Annotated in this window: 20 protein-coding genes; 5 read left to right on the top strand and 15 right to left on the bottom strand. The window is 52.2% G+C overall.

Annotated features, from left to right (window positions below; genetic code table 11):
- Positions 1 to 15 precede the first annotated feature (15 nt).
- Together BUC02_RS12370 and BUC02_RS12365 are read left to right on the top strand one after the other, a co-directional pair.
- A complete protein-coding gene (locus BUC02_RS12370) occupies positions 16 to 990 on the top strand; it encodes an MlaD family protein (protein ID WP_254794214.1) in 975 nt (324 codons plus the stop codon).
- Positions 984 to 1,751, top strand: a complete 768-nt coding sequence (locus BUC02_RS12365) for a hypothetical protein (protein ID WP_073322955.1) — start codon at positions 984 to 986, stop codon at positions 1,749 to 1,751. Before BUC02_RS12370 ends, BUC02_RS12365 begins: the two co-directional genes overlap by 7 nt.
- Before the next feature lie 114 nt (positions 1,752 to 1,865).
- Here the strand turns inward: BUC02_RS12365 and BUC02_RS12360 are convergent, their stop codons facing one another.
- The 10 genes from BUC02_RS12360 to BUC02_RS12315 form a co-directional block, all read right to left on the bottom strand.
- On the bottom strand, positions 1,866 to 2,732 hold the full coding sequence (locus BUC02_RS12360) for a hypothetical protein (protein ID WP_073322953.1): 867 nt from the start codon (positions 2,730 to 2,732) through the stop codon (positions 1,866 to 1,868).
- Positions 2,733 to 2,826: 94 nt separating this feature from the next.
- Positions 2,827 to 3,720, bottom strand: a complete 894-nt coding sequence (pyrF, locus tag BUC02_RS12355) for an orotidine-5'-phosphate decarboxylase (RefSeq protein WP_073322950.1) — start codon at positions 3,718 to 3,720, stop codon at positions 2,827 to 2,829.
- On the bottom strand, positions 3,720 to 4,970 hold the full coding sequence (locus tag BUC02_RS12350; RefSeq protein ID WP_073322948.1) for a TrmH family RNA methyltransferase: 1,251 nt from the start codon (positions 4,968 to 4,970) through the stop codon (positions 3,720 to 3,722). The genes pyrF and BUC02_RS12350 overlap by 1 nt, the downstream gene beginning before the upstream one ends.
- Positions 4,967 to 6,835, bottom strand: coding sequence for a 1-deoxy-D-xylulose-5-phosphate synthase (gene dxs, locus BUC02_RS12345; RefSeq protein ID WP_073322946.1), 1,869 nt, complete (start codon positions 6,833 to 6,835; stop codon positions 4,967 to 4,969). Before dxs ends, BUC02_RS12350 begins: the two co-directional genes overlap by 4 nt.
- Positions 6,835 to 7,722 (bottom strand): polyprenyl synthetase family protein, encoded by an 888-nt coding sequence (locus BUC02_RS12340; protein WP_073322944.1) that lies wholly within the window; start codon positions 7,720 to 7,722, stop codon positions 6,835 to 6,837. Before BUC02_RS12340 ends, dxs begins: the two co-directional genes overlap by 1 nt.
- Before the next feature lie 138 nt (positions 7,723 to 7,860).
- Positions 7,861 to 9,567, bottom strand: a complete 1,707-nt coding sequence (locus BUC02_RS12335) for a carboxypeptidase-like regulatory domain-containing protein (RefSeq protein WP_073322942.1) — start codon at positions 9,565 to 9,567, stop codon at positions 7,861 to 7,863.
- Complete coding sequence (locus BUC02_RS12330; protein WP_072800019.1) at positions 9,564 to 10,406, bottom strand: TIGR02147 family protein; 843 nt, start codon at positions 10,404 to 10,406, stop codon at positions 9,564 to 9,566. Before BUC02_RS12330 ends, BUC02_RS12335 begins: the two co-directional genes overlap by 4 nt.
- A gap of 46 nt (positions 10,407 to 10,452) precedes the next feature.
- Positions 10,453 to 10,839, bottom strand: coding sequence for a hypothetical protein (locus tag BUC02_RS12325; RefSeq protein ID WP_073322940.1), 387 nt, complete (start codon positions 10,837 to 10,839; stop codon positions 10,453 to 10,455).
- A gap of 143 nt (positions 10,840 to 10,982) precedes the next feature.
- Positions 10,983 to 12,311, bottom strand: a complete 1,329-nt coding sequence (locus tag BUC02_RS12320; RefSeq protein WP_073322938.1) for a GGDEF domain-containing protein — start codon at positions 12,309 to 12,311, stop codon at positions 10,983 to 10,985.
- 147 nt (positions 12,312 to 12,458) lie between these two features.
- The gene (locus BUC02_RS12315; RefSeq protein ID WP_254794213.1) at positions 12,459 to 13,478 is read right to left on the bottom strand and encodes a GDSL-type esterase/lipase family protein; all 1,020 of its coding nucleotides are present in this window, start codon (positions 13,476 to 13,478) and stop codon (positions 12,459 to 12,461) included.
- Between the two features lie 220 nt (positions 13,479 to 13,698).
- On the opposite strand from BUC02_RS12315, the gene BUC02_RS12310 reads away from it, so the two are divergent.
- The gene (locus BUC02_RS12310; RefSeq protein ID WP_088657993.1) at positions 13,699 to 14,151 is read left to right on the top strand and encodes a c-type cytochrome; all 453 of its coding nucleotides are present in this window, start codon (positions 13,699 to 13,701) and stop codon (positions 14,149 to 14,151) included.
- Here the strand turns inward: BUC02_RS12310 and BUC02_RS12305 are convergent, their stop codons facing one another.
- Together BUC02_RS12305 and BUC02_RS12300 are read right to left on the bottom strand one after the other, a co-directional pair.
- Positions 14,152 to 16,008: a hypothetical protein gene (locus tag BUC02_RS12305; protein ID WP_254794212.1), complete on the bottom strand. Its 1,857-nt coding sequence runs from the start codon at positions 16,006 to 16,008 to the stop codon at positions 14,152 to 14,154.
- Between the two features lie 70 nt (positions 16,009 to 16,078).
- Positions 16,079 to 16,981 (bottom strand): LysR family transcriptional regulator, encoded by a 903-nt coding sequence (locus tag BUC02_RS12300; RefSeq protein ID WP_073322932.1) that lies wholly within the window; start codon positions 16,979 to 16,981, stop codon positions 16,079 to 16,081.
- Positions 16,982 to 17,099: 118 nt separating this feature from the next.
- Here BUC02_RS12300 and BUC02_RS12295 point away from each other — a divergent pair, with 118 nt between their 5' ends.
- Both BUC02_RS12295 and BUC02_RS12290 read left to right on the top strand, forming a co-directional pair.
- Positions 17,100 to 17,666, top strand: coding sequence for an FISUMP domain-containing protein (locus BUC02_RS12295; RefSeq protein ID WP_073322930.1), 567 nt, complete (start codon positions 17,100 to 17,102; stop codon positions 17,664 to 17,666).
- Positions 17,667 to 17,687: 21 nt separating this feature from the next.
- Positions 17,688 to 19,370, top strand: a complete 1,683-nt coding sequence (locus tag BUC02_RS12290; RefSeq protein WP_073322928.1) for a putative transporter — start codon at positions 17,688 to 17,690, stop codon at positions 19,368 to 19,370.
- Between the two features lie 146 nt (positions 19,371 to 19,516).
- Here BUC02_RS12290 and BUC02_RS16300 read toward each other — a convergent pair whose 3' ends face one another.
- The 3 genes from BUC02_RS16300 to BUC02_RS12275 all read right to left on the bottom strand — a co-directional run bounded on the left by BUC02_RS16300 (position 19,517) and on the right by BUC02_RS12275 (position 22,571).
- Positions 19,517 to 20,209, bottom strand: a complete 693-nt coding sequence (locus BUC02_RS16300; RefSeq protein ID WP_175549862.1) for a hypothetical protein — start codon at positions 20,207 to 20,209, stop codon at positions 19,517 to 19,519.
- Positions 20,210 to 20,373: 164 nt separating this feature from the next.
- On the bottom strand, positions 20,374 to 21,183 hold the full coding sequence (locus tag BUC02_RS12280) for a hypothetical protein (protein WP_139261146.1): 810 nt from the start codon (positions 21,181 to 21,183) through the stop codon (positions 20,374 to 20,376).
- 218 nt (positions 21,184 to 21,401) lie between these two features.
- The gene (locus BUC02_RS12275; protein ID WP_073322922.1) at positions 21,402 to 22,571 is read right to left on the bottom strand and encodes a ribose-phosphate diphosphokinase; all 1,170 of its coding nucleotides are present in this window, start codon (positions 22,569 to 22,571) and stop codon (positions 21,402 to 21,404) included.
- Positions 22,572 to 22,648: the final 77 nt, after the last annotated feature.

Raw genomic sequence — 22,648 nt, 5'->3', positions numbered from 1 at the left:
CCTCACGTTAACTGGATGGAAATTTCCGGCCTCCTGGTCGGTATCTTCTCTGCCGTCGCTGTGATGGTTTTTGGTATCGTGCTTTATGCAAAGCTTTTCTCCTCCGGCATGATCGGTGTGGAAGAATATCACCTGCATAGCCGCTTCGAAAAGGCATTCGGCATTCGCCCGGGCACCCAAGTCCTGATTAGCGGCGTAAAGGTGGGCCGCGTAGACAGTATGTCTGTCGAAGGCGATGGCGTCAAAATTCAGTTTATTATCGAGAAAAAGTTTCAGAACCTGATTACGGATAGCGCCAAGGTGTTCGCCATGCGCGACCAAAACATGATTGCGGCACGCGTTATCAACATCGACATTCGCCGTGGCAAGGGCTCCGTATTGGAAGATAACGGTTTCTTGCCGCCAGGAGAATCCCAGGATATCGAAACCGTCTTGGAAAGGGTCGACATGGTTCTGGGCCGCGTAAACGGATTGATCGATGCCGCCGACACCATTCTCGGTATGGCCAAGGATACGGGTACAACCATTGGTGCTCTGTTTGGTTCCAGACTTTTGTATGACAACTTGAACCGCCAGCTTATGCGTCTCGACGACATTACCTATCAAGGCACAAAAGTTTTGCACCAGGCTTCCGGTTTGTTCGATACTATCCAATATCACGTTCCGGTCTTGCTTGAAAAGGTGGATACCATTGCAACGACTGTCTCTGAAATGATGGTTGAGGTCAGGCCCTTGCCACAAAAGGTGGACAACGTGATGACTCGCGTCGATGGCTTGATGGGTCAGGTGGACAAAACCTTCGGCCGCGTCGACGGTCTCCTGAACGAGGTAAGCCTCGTTACCTCTGGACTTTCAGACTTTATGGAAGCGACGGAGCAGACACTCCAGAATGCAGACGACTTGATGGCAGGCATTTCGAACATGTGGATCGTGAAGCGTTCCATGCCTAACCAAGATTCCGTGCCCTTTATGGTGGAGACGTTATGGTAAAGTTTAAAACTGCCATTATCGCACTCCTTGCCGCGGGCTCCATTGCAAGTGCTTCCGATTCGGGCGTTTACTCGTTCCGTGCCCAAAGATCTTTAGACAAGGGTAAATTCGCAAAGGGCTACAACCAGCTCGAACGAGCCCTGCTTGCAAGCCGCAAAGAAGCAGACTTGCTTTCGGAAGGCCGCGTACTTATCGCCATGGCGCAAATCCGTACCATGAGCCTCGACCTGGATTTTGCAGACTCGTTGCTCTCGGTCGTCCGCAAAGAAGTTTTGGACCAAGGTACGCTCTTGCAATACACGAAGGTGAAAATCAGCCTTTTGAATGCCCAAGAAAAATACAGGGAAGCGACAAAGATCTGCAGCGCCTACGACGAAAAAGCTTTAAAGAAAAATGAAGAAACCGCACAGGCAGCCTTCTACGGAGAATGCGCCATTGCCTATGCGGCTGTTCGCAGCGACCGCGCTCCCGACGCCTTAAAGATGACCGGCAAGCGTTCCGACAAGAAGGGCGGCTTTTACGCCTTCATCGCCGCCCGCATGGCAGACCTTTCCGGCAGCGGCGAAGCCGATTCCCTTTACCGCGTTGCCGAAGAAAACGCAATCAAGGCAAACAAGCCCTACAACACGGCAACCATTCTTTATTACCGCTCTAAATTGAAAAGCACTCCTAAAAACGAAGCAACAGACTTGAAAGCCCGCTGCAAGAACGCTTTTGAATTGATGGGACTTCCGAACAACGCCAAGCGCTGCGGGGAATAGCTTTAAAATTCGGAATTCGGAGTTCAGAATTCAGAGTTAAAATTCGGATTTCGGAATTCGGAATTTAAATCTCTTGGAAGTAATTTATACTCCCTCATTCCGAATCTTTTTGCCTTAGTTTTCTGCCTTCGGCTCTACAGCGGCAGTCGTATCTTTTGTCGCCGTAGAATCAGCAGCGGCTTCTTTCGCCTTAGCTTCTGCGAGCTCGTCGTCACGAATCTTCTTCATGGCAAGGAGTTCACGGTAAACGATTGCCGGGTGGATCTTGCCATCGGCCATGCCATCGACGAGATACTTTACCTTCTGGTAATGCTCGTCCTTTTCCACATCGTTAATCAAGCCCTTATAGCCGATCAACCTTAAAATCTTTGAATAGAAACTCGCGCGGAATTTCTTGAAGCGCGGCTGCATCACGTCGTTCAACACCGTTTCGAGCGCAGTTTCCGTCTGCATTTCGTCAATTTCAAAACTGCGGTAAATCGTGCGAATATGGTCGGGAATGGTCGTGTCCGGGCTATCGAAATACTTACGCATCACGTTAGCGGCCTCAGTCCTGTTCGGGTAAGGTCCGCGAGCTAGGCGAAGCGCATAGTAAAGCGACAGGCGCCAGTTCTCGGGATACACACGGCTTGCGCGGCGGAGTACCGAAAAGTCCGAAGTATCGGGAGCATCGACAGGTGTCACGCCACCGACAAAGTAATACGGCGTGTAGAACAAGGAGTCAAGGCTAGTAGAAAGTTCCGCCACATGACCGAGGTAAGCATATTCCTTACCGGTCAAGTAGCTTTCACCAAGTTCAGTCAAACCCTTGATCCAGAAGAGTCCCGCAACCGACGCGTCGTGCCCTGCAGCCACGTAATGCACCGTCGATGCCTTCGGCAAGAATGACTCGTCGAAGTTTGTACCGGGAAGCGGCTTTGCGAAATGAAAAGCCGCTGCGATAACCGCGATAGCGAATATGATGACAACTAGGAAACGCATAAGCAATTCAGATTTCAGAGTTCAGAATTCAGAGTCGAAAATAATTCAATGGTTAATATAAATTAATTCCGAAATCTGAATTCATAATTCTGAATTATAACTGGCAGGCCTCCGCGAGTTTTTCCAGAGCGTCAACGCAATCGTTTGCGAAGTTTTCAGGATGACCGCTGCGCTGGTAGGCAAAGTTGAGTCCGCTCGAGCTGTTGAGCACGTGGAACTTGCGCTTGCCACCGCCGTTGGCGATTGCCGTAAGCACCGTCTTGGCGTCACCGCCCTGACCGCCCGGAACACCCGGAATAGAAACACCCGGAATCAGGAACGGAATTTCGTGCTTGTGGGCCACCGTGTAAGCGGTAATCTTTTCGAGTTCTTCAGGATGCGTTGCACCGACCACGGCACCGAGGTAACCGAGGTTGGCGTCCCATTCCATAATCTTGTCAGCTACAGAATAGAAGGCTTCGGCAACATCGCGTGGATCATCGCTACGGGACACCGGCAAATCCTGGAAGTCGTGGGCGCCCTTGTTACTCGTGCGGAGCAACACATAAGCACCGTTTTCAGAATTTTCGCGAATGAACGGACCCACGGAATCAGCCCCCATCCACGGGGAAACCGTCACGGCGTCGGCCTTGTACACATCGTAAGCGGCGGTTGCATAAGCGGCGCTCGACTTACCGATGTCACCACGCTTTGCATCCAAAATCACGGGAATGCCGGCACTCTTGTAGTCGGCAATCAGCTGCTGCAACACGAGCATCGCCTGCACGCTCACGCATTCGTAGTAAGCGCTGTTCGGCTTCACCACGGCGGGCGTCACGTTACGCTTTAAACAGCATTCCAGAATTTCGGAATAAAAACGCTTAATCTTGTCTTCGGCAGTACCTTCAGGGCAGCACGGGTCAATCAGCTTCATGACCGGATCCATGCCGAGGCAAATCGGGTTACCGCACTTGGCGATACGTTCTTCTAAGCGAGCCTGGAAGTTCATTACTTAAGTTCCTCTTGAATCTGTGCAGCTTCGTAGCTGAGGATACCGTGAGCGACAGCGACGTTCAGGGATTCGAGTTCGCTGCTCATCGGGATCTTCACCGTTTCGTCGGCGAGTTCAATGAAGTACGGGTTGGTGCCAGCACCTTCGTTACCCACGAGGAAAGCCATCTTGCGAAGCTTGTTCGTAGGAATCTGGCGCAGGGACTGCTTGGCATGCAAATCGGTTGCGATAATGGTGTAACCCTTGCTGCGCAAGAAGTTAATCTGGTCCACGAGATCCACGTCAAATTCAAAAGGCACACGGAGGAAGGTGCCCGAGGAACCGCGCACCACCTTCGGGTTGAACGGGCTCACGGTACCGCGACCAAGAATCATGCCATCGGAACCAAAGCCGAGGCTCGTGCGGAAAATCGTTCCGAGGTTACCCGGATCCTGCACGGCGTCCACAAGCGTAATCACGCTGCGGCTCGATTCATAAACCGGCTTCTTGCTTGCGATGCGGGCTACGGCAATCACGCCCTGCGTGGTCATGGTCGAAGACAGACGTTTCATCTGTTCGTCAGTGAGCACGTTCAGTCTGATTTCGGCTTCGTTAATCTGTTCAATCAAGGCTTCGTCGTTAAAGGATTCCGTCACATAGACGCCCATCACGAGTTCGCGGTGATTGCTCACGAGTTCCTGCACCACATGCACGCCTTCACCAAGGAACTTGCCTTCGCGTTCGCGGCCCTTTTCGGTTGTGAGAGCCAAAAGCTTCTTGTACCAGGGCGGGTTGAAGTTGGAATCTTCGCTGGCTTCGGCCTGGGCCACGCGTGCTTCGAGTGCAGCTTCGTCCAATACTTCTTCGACTTCTTCCTTCTGTTCTTCAGGACGCTGGCGGTAAATCGGAGCACCTGCAGATGCAAATTCGCGGCGCGGGCGACGGTCGCCACCAAAGCGACCCCTGTCACCGAACGGGCGGCGACCAAAGGAGCCACGGTCATCACCGTCGCGACGCGGACGGCGTTCACGGTCAAAGCGGCCTTCGCCTTCACCATCACGGTTAAAGCGACGGTCGCCACGATCGCGGTCACCAAACGGCTTACGGTCGCCAAACTTACGTTCGCCACGGTCAAAAGAACGGCCTTCGCGGCCACCGCGTTCTTCACGGTCATCGTCACGGCGCGGACGACGTTCAGGCTTTTCGCTCACTCCGAACTTACGGTCCAGAGTCACTTTTACGGTGCGGTTTTTATTTTCTTCGCTCATACTTTTTCCATGATTTGTTTGGCGACGGATTCCCCGTCAATTTTCAAAAGCTTGAACAAGGCAGGAATTTCGCCCTGTTCCACAAAATGATCCGGCAGGCCGAAACGCAACAGGCGCTTGTCGGTATAGCCGAGATCGGCAATGAGTTCAGCCACGGCAGAACCGAAACCGCCTACCAGCGTATTGTCTTCAAGCGTCACAATCACCTTGTGGGCGTCAAAGAGCTTGCGGTAAGCCTCGGTATCCAGCGGCTTGATAACGCGGGCATCGACCACTGTGGGGTTCTTGCCGTTTTCGCGGAGAACGGCAGCCGTCTTCTTGAGTTCGTTCGTCATGAATCCTGCACCCAGGAGCAAAATGTCCTTGCCTTCTTCCAGAACTTTCGGGAGTTTCACGTCCACGGTTTCGGGAGCGGGTTTCAGGTGTTCTTCCAGTGCGGTCCCGCGCGGATACCGGATTGCGACAGGGCCCTTCATGTCGATAGACGCGCTCACCATGTCGCGCAGTTCGTTTTCGTTGCTCGGCGCCAAGATGGTGATACCCGGCACCGTGCGCAAGAATGACAAGTCGAACGCGCCATGGTGGGTCGGGCCATCGGCACCGACCAGGCCCGCACGGTCAAGCACCATCACCACATGCAAGTTCTGCAAGGCAATGTCGTGCATAATCTGGTCGTAGGCGCGCTGCATAAAGCTCGAATAAATCGCGACCACCGGAACCACGCCGTCGCAGGCAAGACCCGAGGCAAACGTGAGCGCATGCTCTTCGGCAATGCCCACGTCAATCACGCGGTCCGGAAGTTCCTTCGCCACAATATCCATACCGCAACCGGTAGGCATGGCTGCCGTAATGCCGATAATGCGGTCATCTTTCTTCGCGAGTTCAAGCAACGTCTGCCCGAACACATGCGTGAGTGACGGGTTCGGCTTTCCCGGAGCAAGCGGGAGTCCGCTTTCAGGGTCGAAAGGTCCAATGCCGTGCCACTTGGTCGGGTTCTTCACGGCCGCATCAAGCCCGCGTCCCTTCTCGGTCAAGATATGCACCAAGCACGGGCCCGGCTGTTCCTTGACGCGCTGCAACAGCATAATCAGCTCGTTGATGTCGTGACCGTCGATCGGGCCAAAGTAACGAATGCCCAAATCTTCAAAGAAGCGTCCCGGCTTTACCGCAGTCTTCGCGGCGCGTTCCGCCTGCAAGAACAAGTCACGGAAACGCGATCCCAAAATTCCCGGAAGGCGCTTCATCAGGCGGTCCAAGTCCGAACGCATCTTGTTGTAGACCGGGTCCGAAATCACGCGGTTCAGGTACTTGCTGAAGTTACCCACGTTGGGGGCGATGCTCATCTTGTTGTCATTCAAGATGATGGTCATGTTCTGCTTCGAAAGACCGGCGTTGTTGATGGCTTCGTAAGCCATACCGCCCGTCATGGAGCCGTCACCGATGACTGCGACCACGCTGTTCTTGCGCTTGAGGTGGTCGCGCGCCACGGCAAAGCCGAGGGCTGCAGAAATAGAGGTCGTCGCGTGTCCGGCGCCGTAGCAGTCGTACTCGCTTTCGTTCCTCTTCAAGAATCCGGAAATGCCTCCCTGCTGGCGAAGCGTATCGAAACGGTCGAAACGTCCCGTCAAAAGCTTGTGCACGTAAGCTTGGTGCCCTACGTCCCACACGATTTTATCGTCAGGAGCATTGAACACGTAATGCAAGGCAAGCGTCAGTTCCACGACACCCAGGCTAGAAGCCAGGTGACCGCCATGCTTCGCCACTTGACCGATGATGGTCTCGCGGATCTGCGACGCCAGGTGATAAAGCTCGTCGACAGAGCAATGCTTTATGTCCTGGGGGGACTTGATATTCTTAAGGTCCATTAGTTAACCCTGGTAATGATGAATGCGGCAATGGAGCGCAGAATCGTGGTGTCGCACTTGAGGCCATCCAAAGCCTTGAGCGATTCCTCGTACAGTTCGTGTGCACGCTCGCGGGACTTGTCGAGACCCACGAGAGCCGGGTATGTCGCCTTCCCCTTTTCGATGTCGGAACCGGCATCCTTGCCCAGTTCTTCGGTCGTAGAAACAATGTCCAGAATGTCGTCCACAATCTGGAATGCAAGGCCGATGGAACGGCCATAGTCGCGAATAGCCTCGATAGACTTGTCGTCGGCACCGGCAAGCATCGCACCCACCTGGAGAGCCGCCTCGATGAGGGCCGCCGTCTTGTGGTAATGGATGTAATCGACCGTATCAAGGTCCACCTTCTTGCCTTCACACTCGATGTCGATCATTTCGCCACCGATAAGGCCGTAGGTGCTGAGCAGGTGCGCAAGCACTTCGATCGCCTTCGCATTGCCCGTCTTGCCCATCAGTTCAAAAGCCAAAACGCAAAGGGCATCGCCCGCCATGACGGCGGTGGCTTCGCCGAACTGCTTATGGCTCGTGGGCTTTCCGCGCCTAAAGTCATCGTTGTCGATGCAGGGCAGGTCATCGTGAATGAGGGAGAAGGTGTGAATCATTTCAAGGGCGCTCATGGCGTAGTCCACCGATTCGCCCTTGCCGCCGAACATGTCGAAAGCAGCACGCACCAGTGCCGGGCGGAGCCTCTTGCCGCCTGCAAACATCGAATAACGCATCGCCTCGTGGAGCCTTTCCGGACGGTCGGCTACGGGCGGCAAAAATTCATCAAACTTCTTTTCCGCTTCTTTCGAGATGCGGGACAGGTAATCAAGGGCAACAGCCGCTTCTTTTTCAAGGGTTTCCATATAACCCCAAAGATACTTAATTTCGTGATTGTATACAAGACTAAACAGAGCGAAACAAGCCCGCAAGATGCGAAAAAACACATAAAAAAACCGCCCTTTTAAGGCGGCTTTTACTTGTAAGAAAATTGTATTTGTTCCTTAGAACAGAGCACCGTAAATCGTCACGTTGTCGATGTAGAATTCGGTGCCGTCCTGCGGGAAAATGTGGAGCTGCTTGACCAAGTATTTTACGCCACTCCAAGAGGTAAAGCAAGTTTCCGTCTTGGCGTTTCCGACACAGAGTTCTGCCGGGTTCACGTTAATGTGTTGCCATTTTTCAGTGATAGGCATCCAATCGGTAGCAGCCTTCAGGCTCTTGGTGTCATTGATGTAGTTTTCAAGCGAAAGGCGAATGTTGCCATCGCCCTTGACGTCGAACACGACGGAATCGATCGCGGAGAAATTCATCTCGTGTTCGAAGGTCGTTCCGACAAGCACCCAGGCGTAATCGTCATCGGCAAGCTTGTATTCGCCATGGAACACCTTGGACTTGCGAGTCGAATCGTATACAATGCCGTCGGCCACGTTTTTCGCCAAAGGCGTAAGCGTCGTACCCTTGAAGAGTGCGTCCGTATTCACGTACCAACTCTTGATACCGTCTTCAAAGTCCTGCAGCACCATCACGGGGTTCGTGAACTTGGTATTGTACGGCTCGGCAATCGCCTTCCATTCGGCATACAGGGTCTTTGCGCTATCCGGCATCACAAAGTAGATATCGAGCGAATCCCTTGCCGGCACGCTGGGCAACACATAAGAGCCCGCGTTATTTGTCTTGACCAACAAATCGAGGCCGTAAACGCCCACCCACAGGAATTCTTCACCGGTACGGAGCGTTACTTTGCTCGAAATAGAGGCAGTCGCTTCCAGGCGGAGCGTGTCGAGCTTCGCGAGGTCCTTGGCCTTGTAGACTTTGGAGTATGCAAATCCGTCCTTGGTAACCGTCAGGCGGTAATTGCCCGAGTCGGGCCATTCCATTTCAAAACGGCCATTCTTGTCGGTACGCAGGTCAGATTCCACCATCGTGTTCTGCACGGCGTAATCCTCAACCTTGGCATCGGCGGCGCGCAGGGCGACCGTTGCATACGTTGCCGGAGTTCCGTCCTTGAGCAAAGCCAAGACCTGCAGCAGCTTTTCAGGTTCAACCGTATCTTCCGGAGTCGTATCTTCAGGGGCCGCAGTTTCGCGGTAATCCAGCATAATCGATTCCATCGGAGATACAAAGAGGTCCTTTTCGCCCAAGCTCTTGTCGAAGTCCTCGTTCACGAAGTACAGCTGCAAGGAGTCATTGGCCGGAATAGATGAAAGCGCGAACCAACCGGATTCATCGGTCTTCACCAAGACATCGGTACCCACGATACCGACCCACACCGTAGACGATCCTTCAGGAACATCCACGACACCGGTAAGCACGGCGGTCGGTTCGAGGCGCACGGTATCTGGCTTGAGCGAAACACCCGCTTCTGCAAATTCATTGCGGGTCAAAACCCTGGAATAGGCCACACCGTCGCGAACCACCGTCAATCGATACTTGCCGTCAGCCGGGATTTCAACCTTGAAGTTGCCCTTTTCGTCGGCATAGGAATCCGCAATCACGAGGGCATTCACTTCGTCAGCGGACGATTCCTTATAGTCCACCTTACGGAGAGCCACAGTCGCATAAGATGCAGGCTGGCCATCAATAAGAGCAAGTCCGTTCGTAGTAATACTACCCGGACCACCAGCCACGTCATCCTTGTTATTGGAACAGGCAACCAAACCCGCTAACGACAGCGAGAGCAAAGGCAAAAGAAAGAGCGATTTTCTCATTTTTCTTTCTCCTTTTCCTTCAGGGGTTTGGTGAATGCCAAGGGGAACATCTGGATGTTCAACTGGAATACAGTATCGTCATCCGTCCCTTCTTGGGATAAACGTAGTAAATCTTCGCGGAAAGCGTTAATCTTTTCGCGCAGGAGCTGGATATCGTCCATGCAAAAAGTCATGGTGACCGTGCTAATGTCCCTGAGGAACGGCTGGTGCCTGTCCAGGGATTCGTCGGCAAGGCGGATTGTTTCGTGCTGGAATGCACGTACAGCCTGAGAACGCCAGTTCCCCCCCGTCGATACAAAGGTGTCGTTCACCTTCCAGTAGCCGTCGCGGTCGGTCGAAATCATGTTGAGGTCCGCAAGCAGCTTGACGGCGTCGCGGGCTTCTTTTTCGGTGATATTCGGGGTGCAGCTTTCGGCAAGCCCCTGGTAGTCGTCCTTGAACTTGCAAATGCCAATCACGGAACGTATGGCATTGTAGTACCAGTGACGGTAGAATTCCAGTTCCTTCTTTTGCAACAACTTAAGAGAAACACCCTTCAGGGCCTGCATGCGTTCGTAGTGTTGCAAGGCGTCGGCGTCGGTCTTGGCGCGGCCGAAATACACCATTTCAGCCCAATAGTCGGCTTCTTTGCCTTCAAGTTCGAAGAATTCCGCTGCGGGCTTAATCAGACTAAGGGGCAAGTGGATCTTGCCCTGCGATACGCGAAGAAGGTTGCCAGGATCAGCGCCCATCTTCATGGCCATGTAGCGCCACGAAATGACAGTCTTACGCTGCTTAAAATCCTCAAAAGCATCCCTCAACCATTCGCGATAGTCCGTATATTCAAAAATCTTCTTCATAACTATAAAGATAAATCATTGACTATCAAAACTCTATGCCACAGAATCAATCTCCGTTGTGGAAGTTTACAACGACTTTACAATCGGCATCACAGGTAGCCTCCCAACGGCATTCCGGCTTGTCCATTATGGACAAATCCTTGCAAATTCCGTCAAATTTGAGGATTTTGGGGTTTTCGGGGCTACGGCCGTAGGTGACCTTGTAGCTCAGTTCGCCGGCGCTAGAGGCCTGCACCGGCGGTTCGGCCATCAGGCGTGCCGTGAGCAAAATCACACACTCGTCCTTGCGGGGCATCAGGGTTTCATCTTCGCCCTCGGCCAAGACCCAATGCATCTGGAGCGGCTTGAAATCTACTTCCGGTTCCTTCTTTGCGCAACCCGACAGGAGGAGAACAGATAAAACGAAGAGACAAAAAGCAACAAATAAACGCAAAACTGGATCCTTCGACTTCGGGCTACGCCCTTCTCCACAAGGTGGATAACAGCCACTAAGGGACTCAGTCCCAAGTGTTGTATAGCTCAGGATGACACGTTTATTTTTCATTTTTTCCGAATTCTGAATTCCGAATTCCGAACTTACCTGGTATGGCGGAACGTTGCACTCGTGACGCGGTTACGGCCGTTTTCCTTAGAGGCGTAAAGGGCCTTGTCGGCGCGTTCGAACAGGCGCTTCGGGTCTTCGCCGGCGATCATTTCGGCAATACCGAAGGAGCAGGTAATCTTCTGCTGCTTGATCAGCTGCGAGTTCTCGATTGCCATACGGAGCTTTTCGGCAAGGAACTGGGCATTCTGGATCGGCGTATCGCCGCACAGAATCACGAATTCTTCGCCACCCCAACGCACTAGGGCGTCGGTATTACGGATCTTGCTCTGGATGAGCTTGGCGAGGTTCACAAGGACTTCGTCGCCCACCATGTGGCCGTAAGTATCGTTCACATGCTTGAAATGGTCGATATCCAGAATCACGAAGGACACCGGACTGTCGTTCTTTTGCAGGTTTTCCTGTTCGCGCATGAGCACGCTGCTAAAGCCGGCACGGTTCAGACAACCCGTAAGCGGGTCTTCCTTGCTGGACTTTTCGTATTCGCTCTTCTCGATTTCGAGGGCGCGCAAGTTCTTTTCAAGTTCTTCACGCTTCTTCTTGCTTGCCGTACGTTCGCGGCTGTAATCAAAGAAGCGGATCATCAAAATCACGAAGAAGGTAATGAACCAGAGGGCCACGAGAGCCGTCGAAAGTTCAGCCTTCGAAATCTTCTTGCCCTTGAAGCAGAGACCCTTGATTTCAAGCGTTCCGTAACCAAGCGGAGCATTCGTACCCGTTTGGATTTCAATCAGCGGAATGTTCGAAAGGTCGACCCTTGCGTTATGGACGTTAACACCGTTCTGGGCGACCCACCAGCTGGCCACGCGGAATTCCTGCGGAACGAACACGGCCGGGTAGGTTTCTTCCAGCGGGAAGAATTCAATTTCGTTGAACTTAAGCGAAAGTTCATCGTCGGGGCGGGAGAACGTGCTGTCGTAGCCGCGCATGTAAAGACGTACGGTTCCTTCGCCACGGGGTTTCACCCATACAAAAATACTGTCGAACTTGGAGAGGTCCTTACCGCGGGTCTTGCCGTCACCCAAGAAAATCTTGACGCCCACATACGGGTAGGCGTAGCCTTCCTTCAGTTCGTAGTCCACGATAATGGAAGAATCGGTACGGGAAAGCTTTACAGCCGACGCACCGCCATCTGCAGAGTCCGTCTCGGCAATAATATACGGATAGTCATGCAGGTACAAAGGCTCAATCACGTCTAGGCCATTCTGATGCGCAAAAAGAGCAATGACGGTGATTGCCAAAAGCACGAAAATCAGAATGTTCATCCTGAACAGAACGTATATCTTCTCAAGTATCCTAGACATGGGAACTATCCTACCAAAATCCTCAATTTAAATATACAAAAAAGACAAAAAAAGCAATAATCTCTGTAAAAAAGAGTGTTGATACTTACGCAATAATGCGCAAAAAAGGGTCTTTTGTATGAAAAGAAGGACCCTTTGCACAAAAAACTAGCGGGAAAGCCACCTTCCGAGGCGCCCGATCAGGGGTCGAACCGCCTTCGCCATGTCTTCGTGTGAATGTATGTCGGGGTGTCCCAGGAGTCCCACATTCGCCGTCGTGAGCGTCATGAATTCCAGGTCGGACTTTCCGGCCGCCTTTTGGGCGTCATAAATCGCCTTGACAGTCGGGGTCAAGTCATCGTTAGGCCACACCTTGGTCGACAAAAGCAGGAACTTGACTCCCGGATGGGCCTTGCGGAGCTTGTCGAGAAGTTCGGCATAGGCCTTCTTGAAGGCGTCATACTTTGCGTAAGGCGGGTTCCCCTGGAAATCGTTGATTCCAATGAAAAGGACTATGACCTGCGGATGGAAAGAGTCAAAATCGTAACGAATGGACTGCTCGGAAACACCGTTTGCAAGATCCCCCGGGGCTTCACCCGGTACTGTAAAGTCATACAAACGCGGAATCGGCCATTCCGGCACGATGTTGTCGTAATTGCGCACAAGTCCACGCCCGCTAAAGGCATTCACCTGGAAATCGGCCTTGTAACCATCGGCAATCAGGAATGCGAAACTCTTGGAAGCGTTCGTCTTTTCGAACACCAGGGATTCGTCCTGACCGTTCTGGCCTTCGTCGCCAAAGCCCACGGTAAACGAGTCGCCAATGAATTCAATGCGGCGGTTAGACGCCTTCGGAGGTTCGTCAAATTTGCCCGATTTGTCGGTGGCTACCCTATACAGGCGGACGCCGCCCGGATTGCTTTCGCTGATCTTGATGAGGCGATAAAGGTGCGAACCTGCACCGCCGGTCGTTTTTACTTTATACACATTCCGTGTGTTTGTTGTAAACACGGCAATCTCTCTTCCGTCTTCGTCGACACGGAATCTGGCTTCACCTTCCAATTCAAATTCCAGCGACTTGGCCGCCGCCTTGAACTGCACCATGGCAGCCGGAGCACTTGTACGGCTATAAGCATTTCCATGTTCCCAGCGACCGCTGAACAACAGATTCTTAGAGAACTGATCCACGGAGACCTCCGCTCCAAACGAGAATGATGACATGAGGGCAAGGCCCGCCAATGTCGAACAAATCCAATTCAAACAACGCATAGGGGAATAGTAGTAAAAAGTTGGTAGAGCTTAGTTCGCAGAACTTAGAAGAGTTATCTAAGTTCTAAAATCTAAGTTCTAAGATCTATTTTCTACATTGCAAGACATGAAGTTCGCTCGGTTAGCATCTACAGGAATCTTGGCTTTAGCGGCCTACGGGTTGCTGCTCGGAGTTTCGGCATTTGCAGGCGATACGAACGCAAAACCGCAAGACGGAAAGACTGTTGCCACGCAAAAGCCCGAACCAGGTTCCCCGGGCGACACGCTCACGCGCGAAGATGCCCGCATGGCGCTGCTTGTGTACAAGTTGCTCGACAAAGACGGCAAAATCAAGGGCGCGAACCTTGAACGCGGCGAAGAACTCTTCATGCAAAACTGCAGACCGTGCCACGGCAACGACGGCAGGCGCTTCAACTTTTCCCCCTATTACGAAAAGCCGGCTTTCCTAGGAGACCGAGCCCGCGAAGAAATGCCGACTTTCTGGTATCATGTCAACTTTGGCGATAGCGAACGCGGCATGGCCGCCTACATCGACGAGTTCACGCTAGAAGAACTCATCGACATTGCAGGCTTTGCCCAAACGCTGCCGTAATCACTGCGGCTGGCGGCCGTTATAGACCTTGACTTCTTGAATAAACGAAAGTTCCAACAATTCGGGGACTTCGCTTCCGTACGGTTGAATCTCAATTGTCTGCGGGGACTTCGCAAGCTTCAATGCATGCACAAAGAAGCTTCTTTCGACTTCGTTGTCGCCACGCTTGGTCGGGTTCTTGACCTTGGCCCCAATGAGAGCGCCCACGGTCTTTGCATAGCGCAACACCTTCACCAAGTCAAACGTGCTCAACTTCTGGTAGTTGTTGCCGTACTTCGTCGAATTGAGCGCCGTCTGCAAGGTTTCCGAATTGGCGGTGTCCTTGAGTTCGTAATCCGGAGCCTTCGCTTCGGGCCAGGCGACCACAAATTCCTTGCGCCATTCTTCGGTCGGAGCGCTCGAGCGATTCACGTTCTTGCGTTCCACGAACGGGCAATAGCCGTAGTTCGTAAGAATTTCAAAGGCGCGCGATTCCATTTCGGGCTTGAGCACAAAGCCGTAGCCGGCAATGTACTCGTTGGCGCATTCCATGAACTGCGGGAACCTGGAAAGTTCGTTCAACACGTCGGCGTTTTCGATTTTGAGCAAGCGAACCGTCTGCACGCGGGCGCCGTAATAAGACGTATTCCATTCGGTAATCGTCGATTCCACGTTGACCGGCGGCTTAATCCAACCCTTGAAGTTTTCGATTTCGGATTCGGCAATACCGCACTTGAGACCGCGGAGATAGCTTTCGCGATTCAGCGAGAAGCGCAAATACACTTCATCGTTTTCAACCTTCGCAAGGCAGGCAAGCATCAAAAGCACGCGCGGCGAGGTTCCAGTCGAAGCGATCAATTCAAAGTTCGGCAAGCAAGAGATATTCTGTTCCGGCACCGACGCAATCGATGATTCCAGCCAGTCGCGGCCGGCCTGTTCAAGCGTAACAGCCGCCACCTTGCCGCCCACCATGGTAAAGCGGACAAGGCCCAAGAGCCAAAGTTCGCGCAGCGGGCGCGGCAAGTATTCCCAGGCAATCAGGCCATCTTTTTCTTGCAGGCGGAACGTCGGATCCAGCACCCAGAAAATAGAAGAAGCAAAGAGAGCCGTACGCGGCTTGTCGAGCATTCGAAGCAAACGCACGCAATGGCTGCGGTCGCCGCGGAAACGTTCCTTGAGCCACCAGGAAACCAAGTCCTGATGCAGGCGGAAACCGTTCTTGCGGATAAATTCAAGAGCCTTCTCTGTAGGGACAAGGCATGCGTCTTCCTGTTCCAGCCAACCGTTACCGGTCAGGAAACTGAAAATCAGGGAGACTTCGTTTTCGGCAGTCTTTTCGGAGATGCGCCTTGCAGAAGCAAACGCTTCGGTGCAAATCTGGTAGCTGCGACGGTGCAATGCATTGCTGTTATTGACTTTCAGGTCGCCGGTCATGGCCAAGGCGAGCACTTCGCAAATATGCCAGTCAATCAGGTTCTGGTAGAACAAGTCCGCACCCTTTACAGCGGGAGCTTCCACAAGCGGTTCATCAAAGATACCGAGGAAGTTCGCAAAGCCGTAATACACCGAGGTGCTTGTAGACGGACTGCGCCAGAGCACATACTCGCGGCACATTTCGAGCAAGAAGGTCTGCAGGTCGCGGCACTTGCTCACAGGAACCGTCAGTCGAAGTTCGTTAAAGGTAAGACCTCTAGATGCACTATTGTAAATCAAAGTCATGCAGTGGCGCTGCCACGGTTCCATTTTCTGGAACAGGCCTGCGACACGTTCTTTGTCGTTATAAAAACCGAGCGTTTCATCTTGGATGAGGGCGTTGTTCAACAGACCCTTGTGGCCAAAAGCCTTCGCATGAGCATTGCGAAGCAGCGGCTTGGACATCCCTTCAAAAAAAGCATTCAAATCAAACATCAAATCAACCTTTATTGGGGAGCCAAATATAGTAAAAAATTCACCTTAACGGATTCTTACGTTTCTCCGTCCTTTTCAATAAACCCGTCAAAAAAAGGAAAAATCTTTCTGAACGCGAATTGTCCTGCTTGTTCCGGCGCAGCGTAATCACGATATCGCGCTTGAATTCGGCATCTGTAATTTTCAGCAGGCGTATCCGGCGGTTATTCACGCGACCCCAAGAATATTCGGGCCAGAATCCAACACCGATTCCGCTGGCGATAGCATCCTTTACGGCAAGGGCGTTATCGCTTTCAAAAATAATATGAGTCTTAAAGCCCACGCGTTCACAATATTCATTACAGATATTGCGCAATTGCTTGGATCCATAAAGCCCGATAAAGTTCGTCTCTTGCAATTCCTTTAAACTGATGCTGTCACGCTTGCGGTACTGCGCCACATTCGGAACTGCCAGGAATATGTTTTCGGAGCAGACAAAACTTTCTTCGTCCCCGGAACTGTATTTTTGCGCAGACGCCTTGTAGTCTGCATACGTGCGAACACAAATATCGTAAAGCGTCGTTTCTTCGTTCTGCACCAAGTTGAATCGCAAGTCCGGATCATTCTGCTTGTACAGGATAACCGCATTGGTCACAAACGTCGAAGCCGCCAGGACATTCAGGTTCAAAGTCGCAGACTGTTCGTTTTCCATAGCACGTAACTGCGCCGGAAGCGCTTCGATATCCTCGTAAAGCGGTTTCACTTTCTTATAAAAATATTCCCCGACTTCGGTCAGCTTGATGTTTCTTCCCTGCGTTTTGAAGAGCCTTACGCCGAGTTCGTCTTCGAGTTTATGCAAGGCGTGCGTGAGCGCAGGCTGCACAATACATAGGGTTTTCGCACTTTGCGTGACATGCTCCGTGCGGGCCACCTCCAAGAAATATTTCAAATGCGTAAGTTCCATACAATTTTCTTATCTAAAACAATTCATCAAAAATATTGATGAATTAAATATAAATAATCTATTAGACAATATGAATCGCCGATTCTAAATTTGCACACGAAAACAACAAGGAGTACTTATGAAACCGACATTCAAGACCATCGCACTCACCACCATTACACTGGGCGCCGCCGCAATTCTCTCGGCATGCGACCAGGCAAACACCTGCAAGTACGATGAGGCCGCCAACACGCTTTCTTGCTCCGAAAAGACTTACAAGACCGCAAACCTCGGCGGTAAAGTCTGGATGGCAGAAAACATTGCCGCCTACATTCCCGACTCCAGTGTCTGCTACGGCAACGAACACGTGAACTGCGAAAACATGGGAAGACTCTACACCTGGAGCGCCTCGATGACAGGTCTCTGTCCGAAAGGCTGGACACTCCCCTCGCAGGAGGATTTCAGGAAGGCCTTTGGCGGAGCCACTTCGGCAACACTCAAGGAAAGCGCCTCCTTCAACATGCAATTCGCCGGTTTCCGCTATTTTGACGGCAAATTCGCCGACAAGGGCGCAAGCGCAAGCTTCTGGACAAGCGACAGCTACGACGATTCCAGAGCCTACCTCGTCCGCGCCACCGATTCGACCATCACTTACGAGCACTTCAACAAGAACATTGCCGCCTCGGTCCGCTGCGTAAAAGAGTAAATTTGATGACGGAGGGATAAAATGACCTGGCTAATCGATTTATTCGCAAAGCCCTCGGTAGGGCAACAAGTATTGGCAATCGCGCTCACCGCCGCACTCGGCCTCATGATCGGAAAAATCAAGGTCAAGGGAATCGCGCTCGGTAGCGCAGGCGCACTTTTTGTGGGCATTGGCCTTGGCCACCTGGGACTCCGTGTCGAACCGAACGTTCTCCACTTCATTCAGGAATTCGGCTTGATTCTGTTTGTCTACACCATAGGCATGCAGGTGGGCCCCGGATTCATGGATTCCATTCGCCGTCATGGCCTTGTACTGAATATCCTTTCGACAAGCATTGTGCTACTCGGCGTTATTGTAACGCTCTGTCTGTACTTCTTTACAGATATGCATAACAACGTACCCGTACTCATAGGAATGCTTTGTGGCGCAGTCACAAACACGCCTTCCCTTGGAGCCGCCAACTCAGCCTTTGCCGCGGCCGGGGTGGATACATCTCTCACGGGTATCGGGTACGCTGTTGCATATCCGTTCGGCGTTATCGGAATTATTTTGGTCATGATTCTTGTGCGCCTCGTCTTTAGGCAAGACCCCGCGAAGGCAGCCGAAAATTATACGGCAGAAATCGCCGCCCACAGCAAAGAAATTGAATCTTGCAGTCTTACCGTCGAAAACCAGAACCTTTACGGAATCCAGCTCAAGGACATTCCGAACCTGATTTCGAGCGGAGTCGTCGTCACCCGCCTCTTGCGCGGCGAAAACATTTTTACCCCGAACGGGAGTACGGTGATTGAACAAGGCGACAAGCTGCACATTGTGGGCATGCCCGAAGCCGTTTGCGCCATGGAAAAAATTATCGGCAAGCGTCTGGAAAAACCGATTACGCTTGAAACCAGCAACACCGACAAGAAGATTGTCGTCAAGACGATTCTCGTGACAAACAAGAAGATTCTCGGCCGCACCATCGGTTCCTTGGCTCTTGCGGAACGCTACGGCGTAAACATCAGCCGCGTCACGCGCAGTGGATTCAAGTTTACAGGCCGCCTCGATTTGAGAATCAAGTTCGCCGACAAGCTTATGGTTGTCGGCACCGCCGAAGGCATCGAGGCCGCCGAGAAGGAACTGGGCAATTCGCTCACCGCTCTTGACCACCCCGAAATTCTCCCCGCCTTCCTGGGCATTTTCCTCGGAGTCATCGTGGGCAGCATTCCTATCGCAATCCCCGGAATGCCTACCCCGCTCAAGCTCGGTCTTGCCGGCGGTCCATTGATTGTCGCCATCCTCCTCAGCCGCAAGCGCAAAATCGGCCCGCTGAACTTCTTCATGGCAAACAGCGCGAACCTCATGCTCCGCGAATTCGGCCTCACGCTTTTCTTAAGCTGCGTCGGTTTGAATGCAGGAATCAAGTTCTTCGATGTTCTCTTGAACGGTGACGGTCTCCACTATATGGCGCTGGCAACCCTCATCACCTTCTTGCCGCTTGCCATTGTCGCTACCGTCGGCCACCTGGTTTTCAAAGTCAACTACCTTTCGCTCTGCGGCGTACTTGCAGGCGCCACCACCGACCCGCCCGCACTCGCATTTGCCAACGGCCAAGCGAACAGCGAAGCAGTCAACATCGGCTACGCCTCCGTTTACCCGCTCACCATGCTGCTAAGAATCTTAAGCGGCCAGGTGCTCGCGATACTCCTGCTGCAAGCGATGTAAGCGAAACGAATAGCTGAACAGCCTTTAAACCTTTAAGAGTACTCCATCTAGAAACAGCAAAGGCCCCCCGAAAGGGGAGCCTTTTTCCATAAGCAACGACTAGTTAATCCTTTTGGAGTTCTCTCTTTTCGTTGCTCACATTCATATTAATTCACCGGGCAAGCTTCAACCCATTCGCCCGCGATCGTTGCGCACTGTTCCTGGGTAACCGGAATGCATTCAGCCATATCCGGAATATCGCTTGCCATGTAGCAGGTTGCACCACCAGCAGCCGGGCCAGCCGGGTCAGCCGGAGTTTCAGCGGCAGGATCGGCCGGAGTTTCAGCAGCCGGGTCAGCCGGAGTTTCAGCAGCCGGGTCAGCCGGAGTTTCAGCGGCCGGGTCGGCCGGAGTTTCGGCAGCCGGGTCAGCCGGAGTTTCAGCAGCCGGGTCAGCCGGGGTTTCGGCAGCAGGGTCAGCCGGAGTTTCAGCGGCCGGGTCAGCCGGAGTTTCGGCAGCCGGGTCAGCCGGAGTTTCAGCGGCCGGGTCAGCCGGAGTTTCGGCAGCCGGATCTGCCGGAGCGGCATTTTCGCAACCTGCGACCGGCTTACCGAGCATCATCGGAGTAAACGCCTTGCCATCGCACTGCATGGTATCACGAATCATTTCTTCTTCGACAAAAACCTTCGCACAGAAATTTTCGGTTGCAGAGCAGGTAAGCTTGAGAGCGTCTTCAAGTGTCGGGACACTTGCCGGAGCAACATTACTGGACGGACCAGAAGATGAGCTGTCGTCACCGCAACCCACGAGAGCGGTCATAGCAAGAGCAGCAACAGGAAGAATAACTTTTTTAGTAAACATTTTGTCTCCTTATAATGAATTAGGTAGTCCCTAATATATATCCAATTTTTTTTAAATGGTTGCTTTTTTTAAACAAAAAATGATTTTTGCTGTGTTACAAAACAACGATTTTTGCAAACAGCGTCGTTTTGTAAACGTCTGTATACAAAATAGCGCTGTTTTTCTTATTCTGCCAGTTCGTGAATCATTTCGCAATCAATGTAGCTGCCAGGATAAACATAATACTGTATCCCGTCAATGACATCGTCACACCTTGTTCCACCTGCCGGGCACTCTGCCGCAATAACGGCATCATCATCATCGCAATCAGAAGGTTGATACCTGTCTGACGGAAACACGCCACAAAGTTCAGCGTCATAGCATGCAAAAGAATCACCACTCGAAACAACTACAGGATCCGTTTCTTTTTTGTCAGACGGCGTGACATCTTTTAGCTCGTTCTCGTCCTCGTCTTCCATGAGTTCGGCACAGCTAAAGTTTGCAAATAAAGCGCCATAGTAATAAACCTTGGCCGAGTCCGTTCCGTTTTTGTCCGTGTCGGAACAGACCTTTGTTGCACCGGACGGGCAGCCATTCCCCAATGAGGCAGAAACAACCATCCCCTCGGCACCTTCAGCTTCCGTCGTGCATATCATCCTCACGGAATCGGCAAAGGCCATATTAGCCTCGATGCAGGAGCGAGTCCTAAAGGCATCGCCCATTTGGTAATAGCACGAAATCAAGCCCGTAGAACCATCATACGTATCTTGATTAGAATCCTGCTTAGCAGGTTCATCTTTCCCTGTCGAATTGTCCGGCGTAGAAACGGCATTCTCGAAATTCTTTTCAACGGAATCAGGTTCCGTTGTATTATTGGCATACCACTTGGTATTATCGCGGTTGACATTGGCTTCGGTAGAGCTGTCGCTATCGCAACCGAAAAGGGCCACAAGCGCAAATGCAGCGACAGGCATTAAATATTTCAAATGTTTCATTAGAACTCCTTGTATAACTCTTCAAACTAAATATAAACAAAAAACCCTGATTTACATCAGGGGAATTCAATCTTTTTAAAGTTCGCTTTATTCGTTGCTCACTTCTTAAAATTATGCCGAGCGTAGGCAACAGGCATATAGCCTGTTGTCAGAGCGAAGGGTGAGCAACGAGTGACTAATCCTTTCGGAGTTCTCACATTTCGTTGCTCACAACTCTGTTAGAAAAACTGAGGCGGCCAACGCGGGTTCTTCGAGGACATATCGATCTTGTAGAAGTCCTTCTCGAAGCGACCGTCATCCAAGCCGTACATCTGCATCACGTGGCGTGCGATCCACTTGCCGAGCTTCATCACGGTGAGCTTCTTGCGGAGGCGGCCCTGGCAGTCGCGGTTCATGATATCCGGGAGAGTCGAGGTCGTGAGGATTTCGTCGATTGCGTGGCTGTTGAGCTTTTCACGGGCTTCGGGGCTCGTGTGGAAGTGCGTCACGCCGAAGCACACGCGGTTCGGGTTACCCTTCTTGATATGTTCGCAGCACTGCACGATGGTGGTACCCGTACGCACCATGTCGTCGAACACGATCACGTCCTTGCCCTCAATTTCCTCGATGCTGATGTCGGAGAGTTCCGGGTTGAAGGTCATGCTGATTTCGCGTTCACCAGTACGAACCTTGTCCATCACCACTCGCTTGCATTCGGGCAGGTCGAGCGCTTCGTAAACGGCGTTCATGAACGGGCGTGCGCCCTTGTCCGGGGAAACGATCACGAGGTTGTTGCCGTCCTTGCCGGTCTGAACAAAGTTGCTGTTCTTGATGTAGTGGGCGTAGACGTCCGTCGGAATCAGGTTATGGAAATTGTCCTTGCCGAAGATTTCGGCAAACAGGTTCTGCACCTTGATGCTGTGGTTGTGCACCGTGACCACGGCATCGACACCGGACTTCTTCAAAAGTTCGGCATAAAGAAGGCTCGTGAAGGCCTGGCCATCGAACTTCTTGAGGTCGACATCCGGACGGTCCTTTTCGAGTTCACCGATGCGGTGCGGACCGCGGTCCTGGGCGCTGTAGAACAAATCGGGTTCCACGAGCACCACCTGTTCGGCGCCGTTATCCTTGGCGGCACGGGCCAAAATGCAGTTACGCATGGCGTAGTCGTTACGGCTGCGTTCATGGTTCGAAACCGAGCAAATCAAAACGATCTTGCCTTCCAAGCGACGGCCGATATGTTCCATATCGTCCACGTCCAGCATGTAGCGGGGGCAGAATTCGGAGTTTGCGAAGGTCTTCAAGGAGACCACGTCGGAAATATCTTCACGGAGGCCGATGTACTGGGCCATGTCGATGGCAAACGGGTCATCGGTGAAGTTTCCGGTCACGATAAAACGATCAGACATAATTACGCCTTGATGTTGAGGTTGAACCATTGGGTATGGGCAAATATAGAATAATTCGATACCCAAATTCAAGGCCG

It is taken from the genome of Fibrobacter sp. UWOV1 (assembly GCF_900142495.1).
Lineage (GTDB): Bacteria > Fibrobacterota > Fibrobacteria > Fibrobacterales > Fibrobacteraceae > Fibrobacter.
The sequence above is the reverse complement of the archived record's forward strand: the minus strand, read 5'-3'. Positions and strand labels throughout refer to the sequence as shown.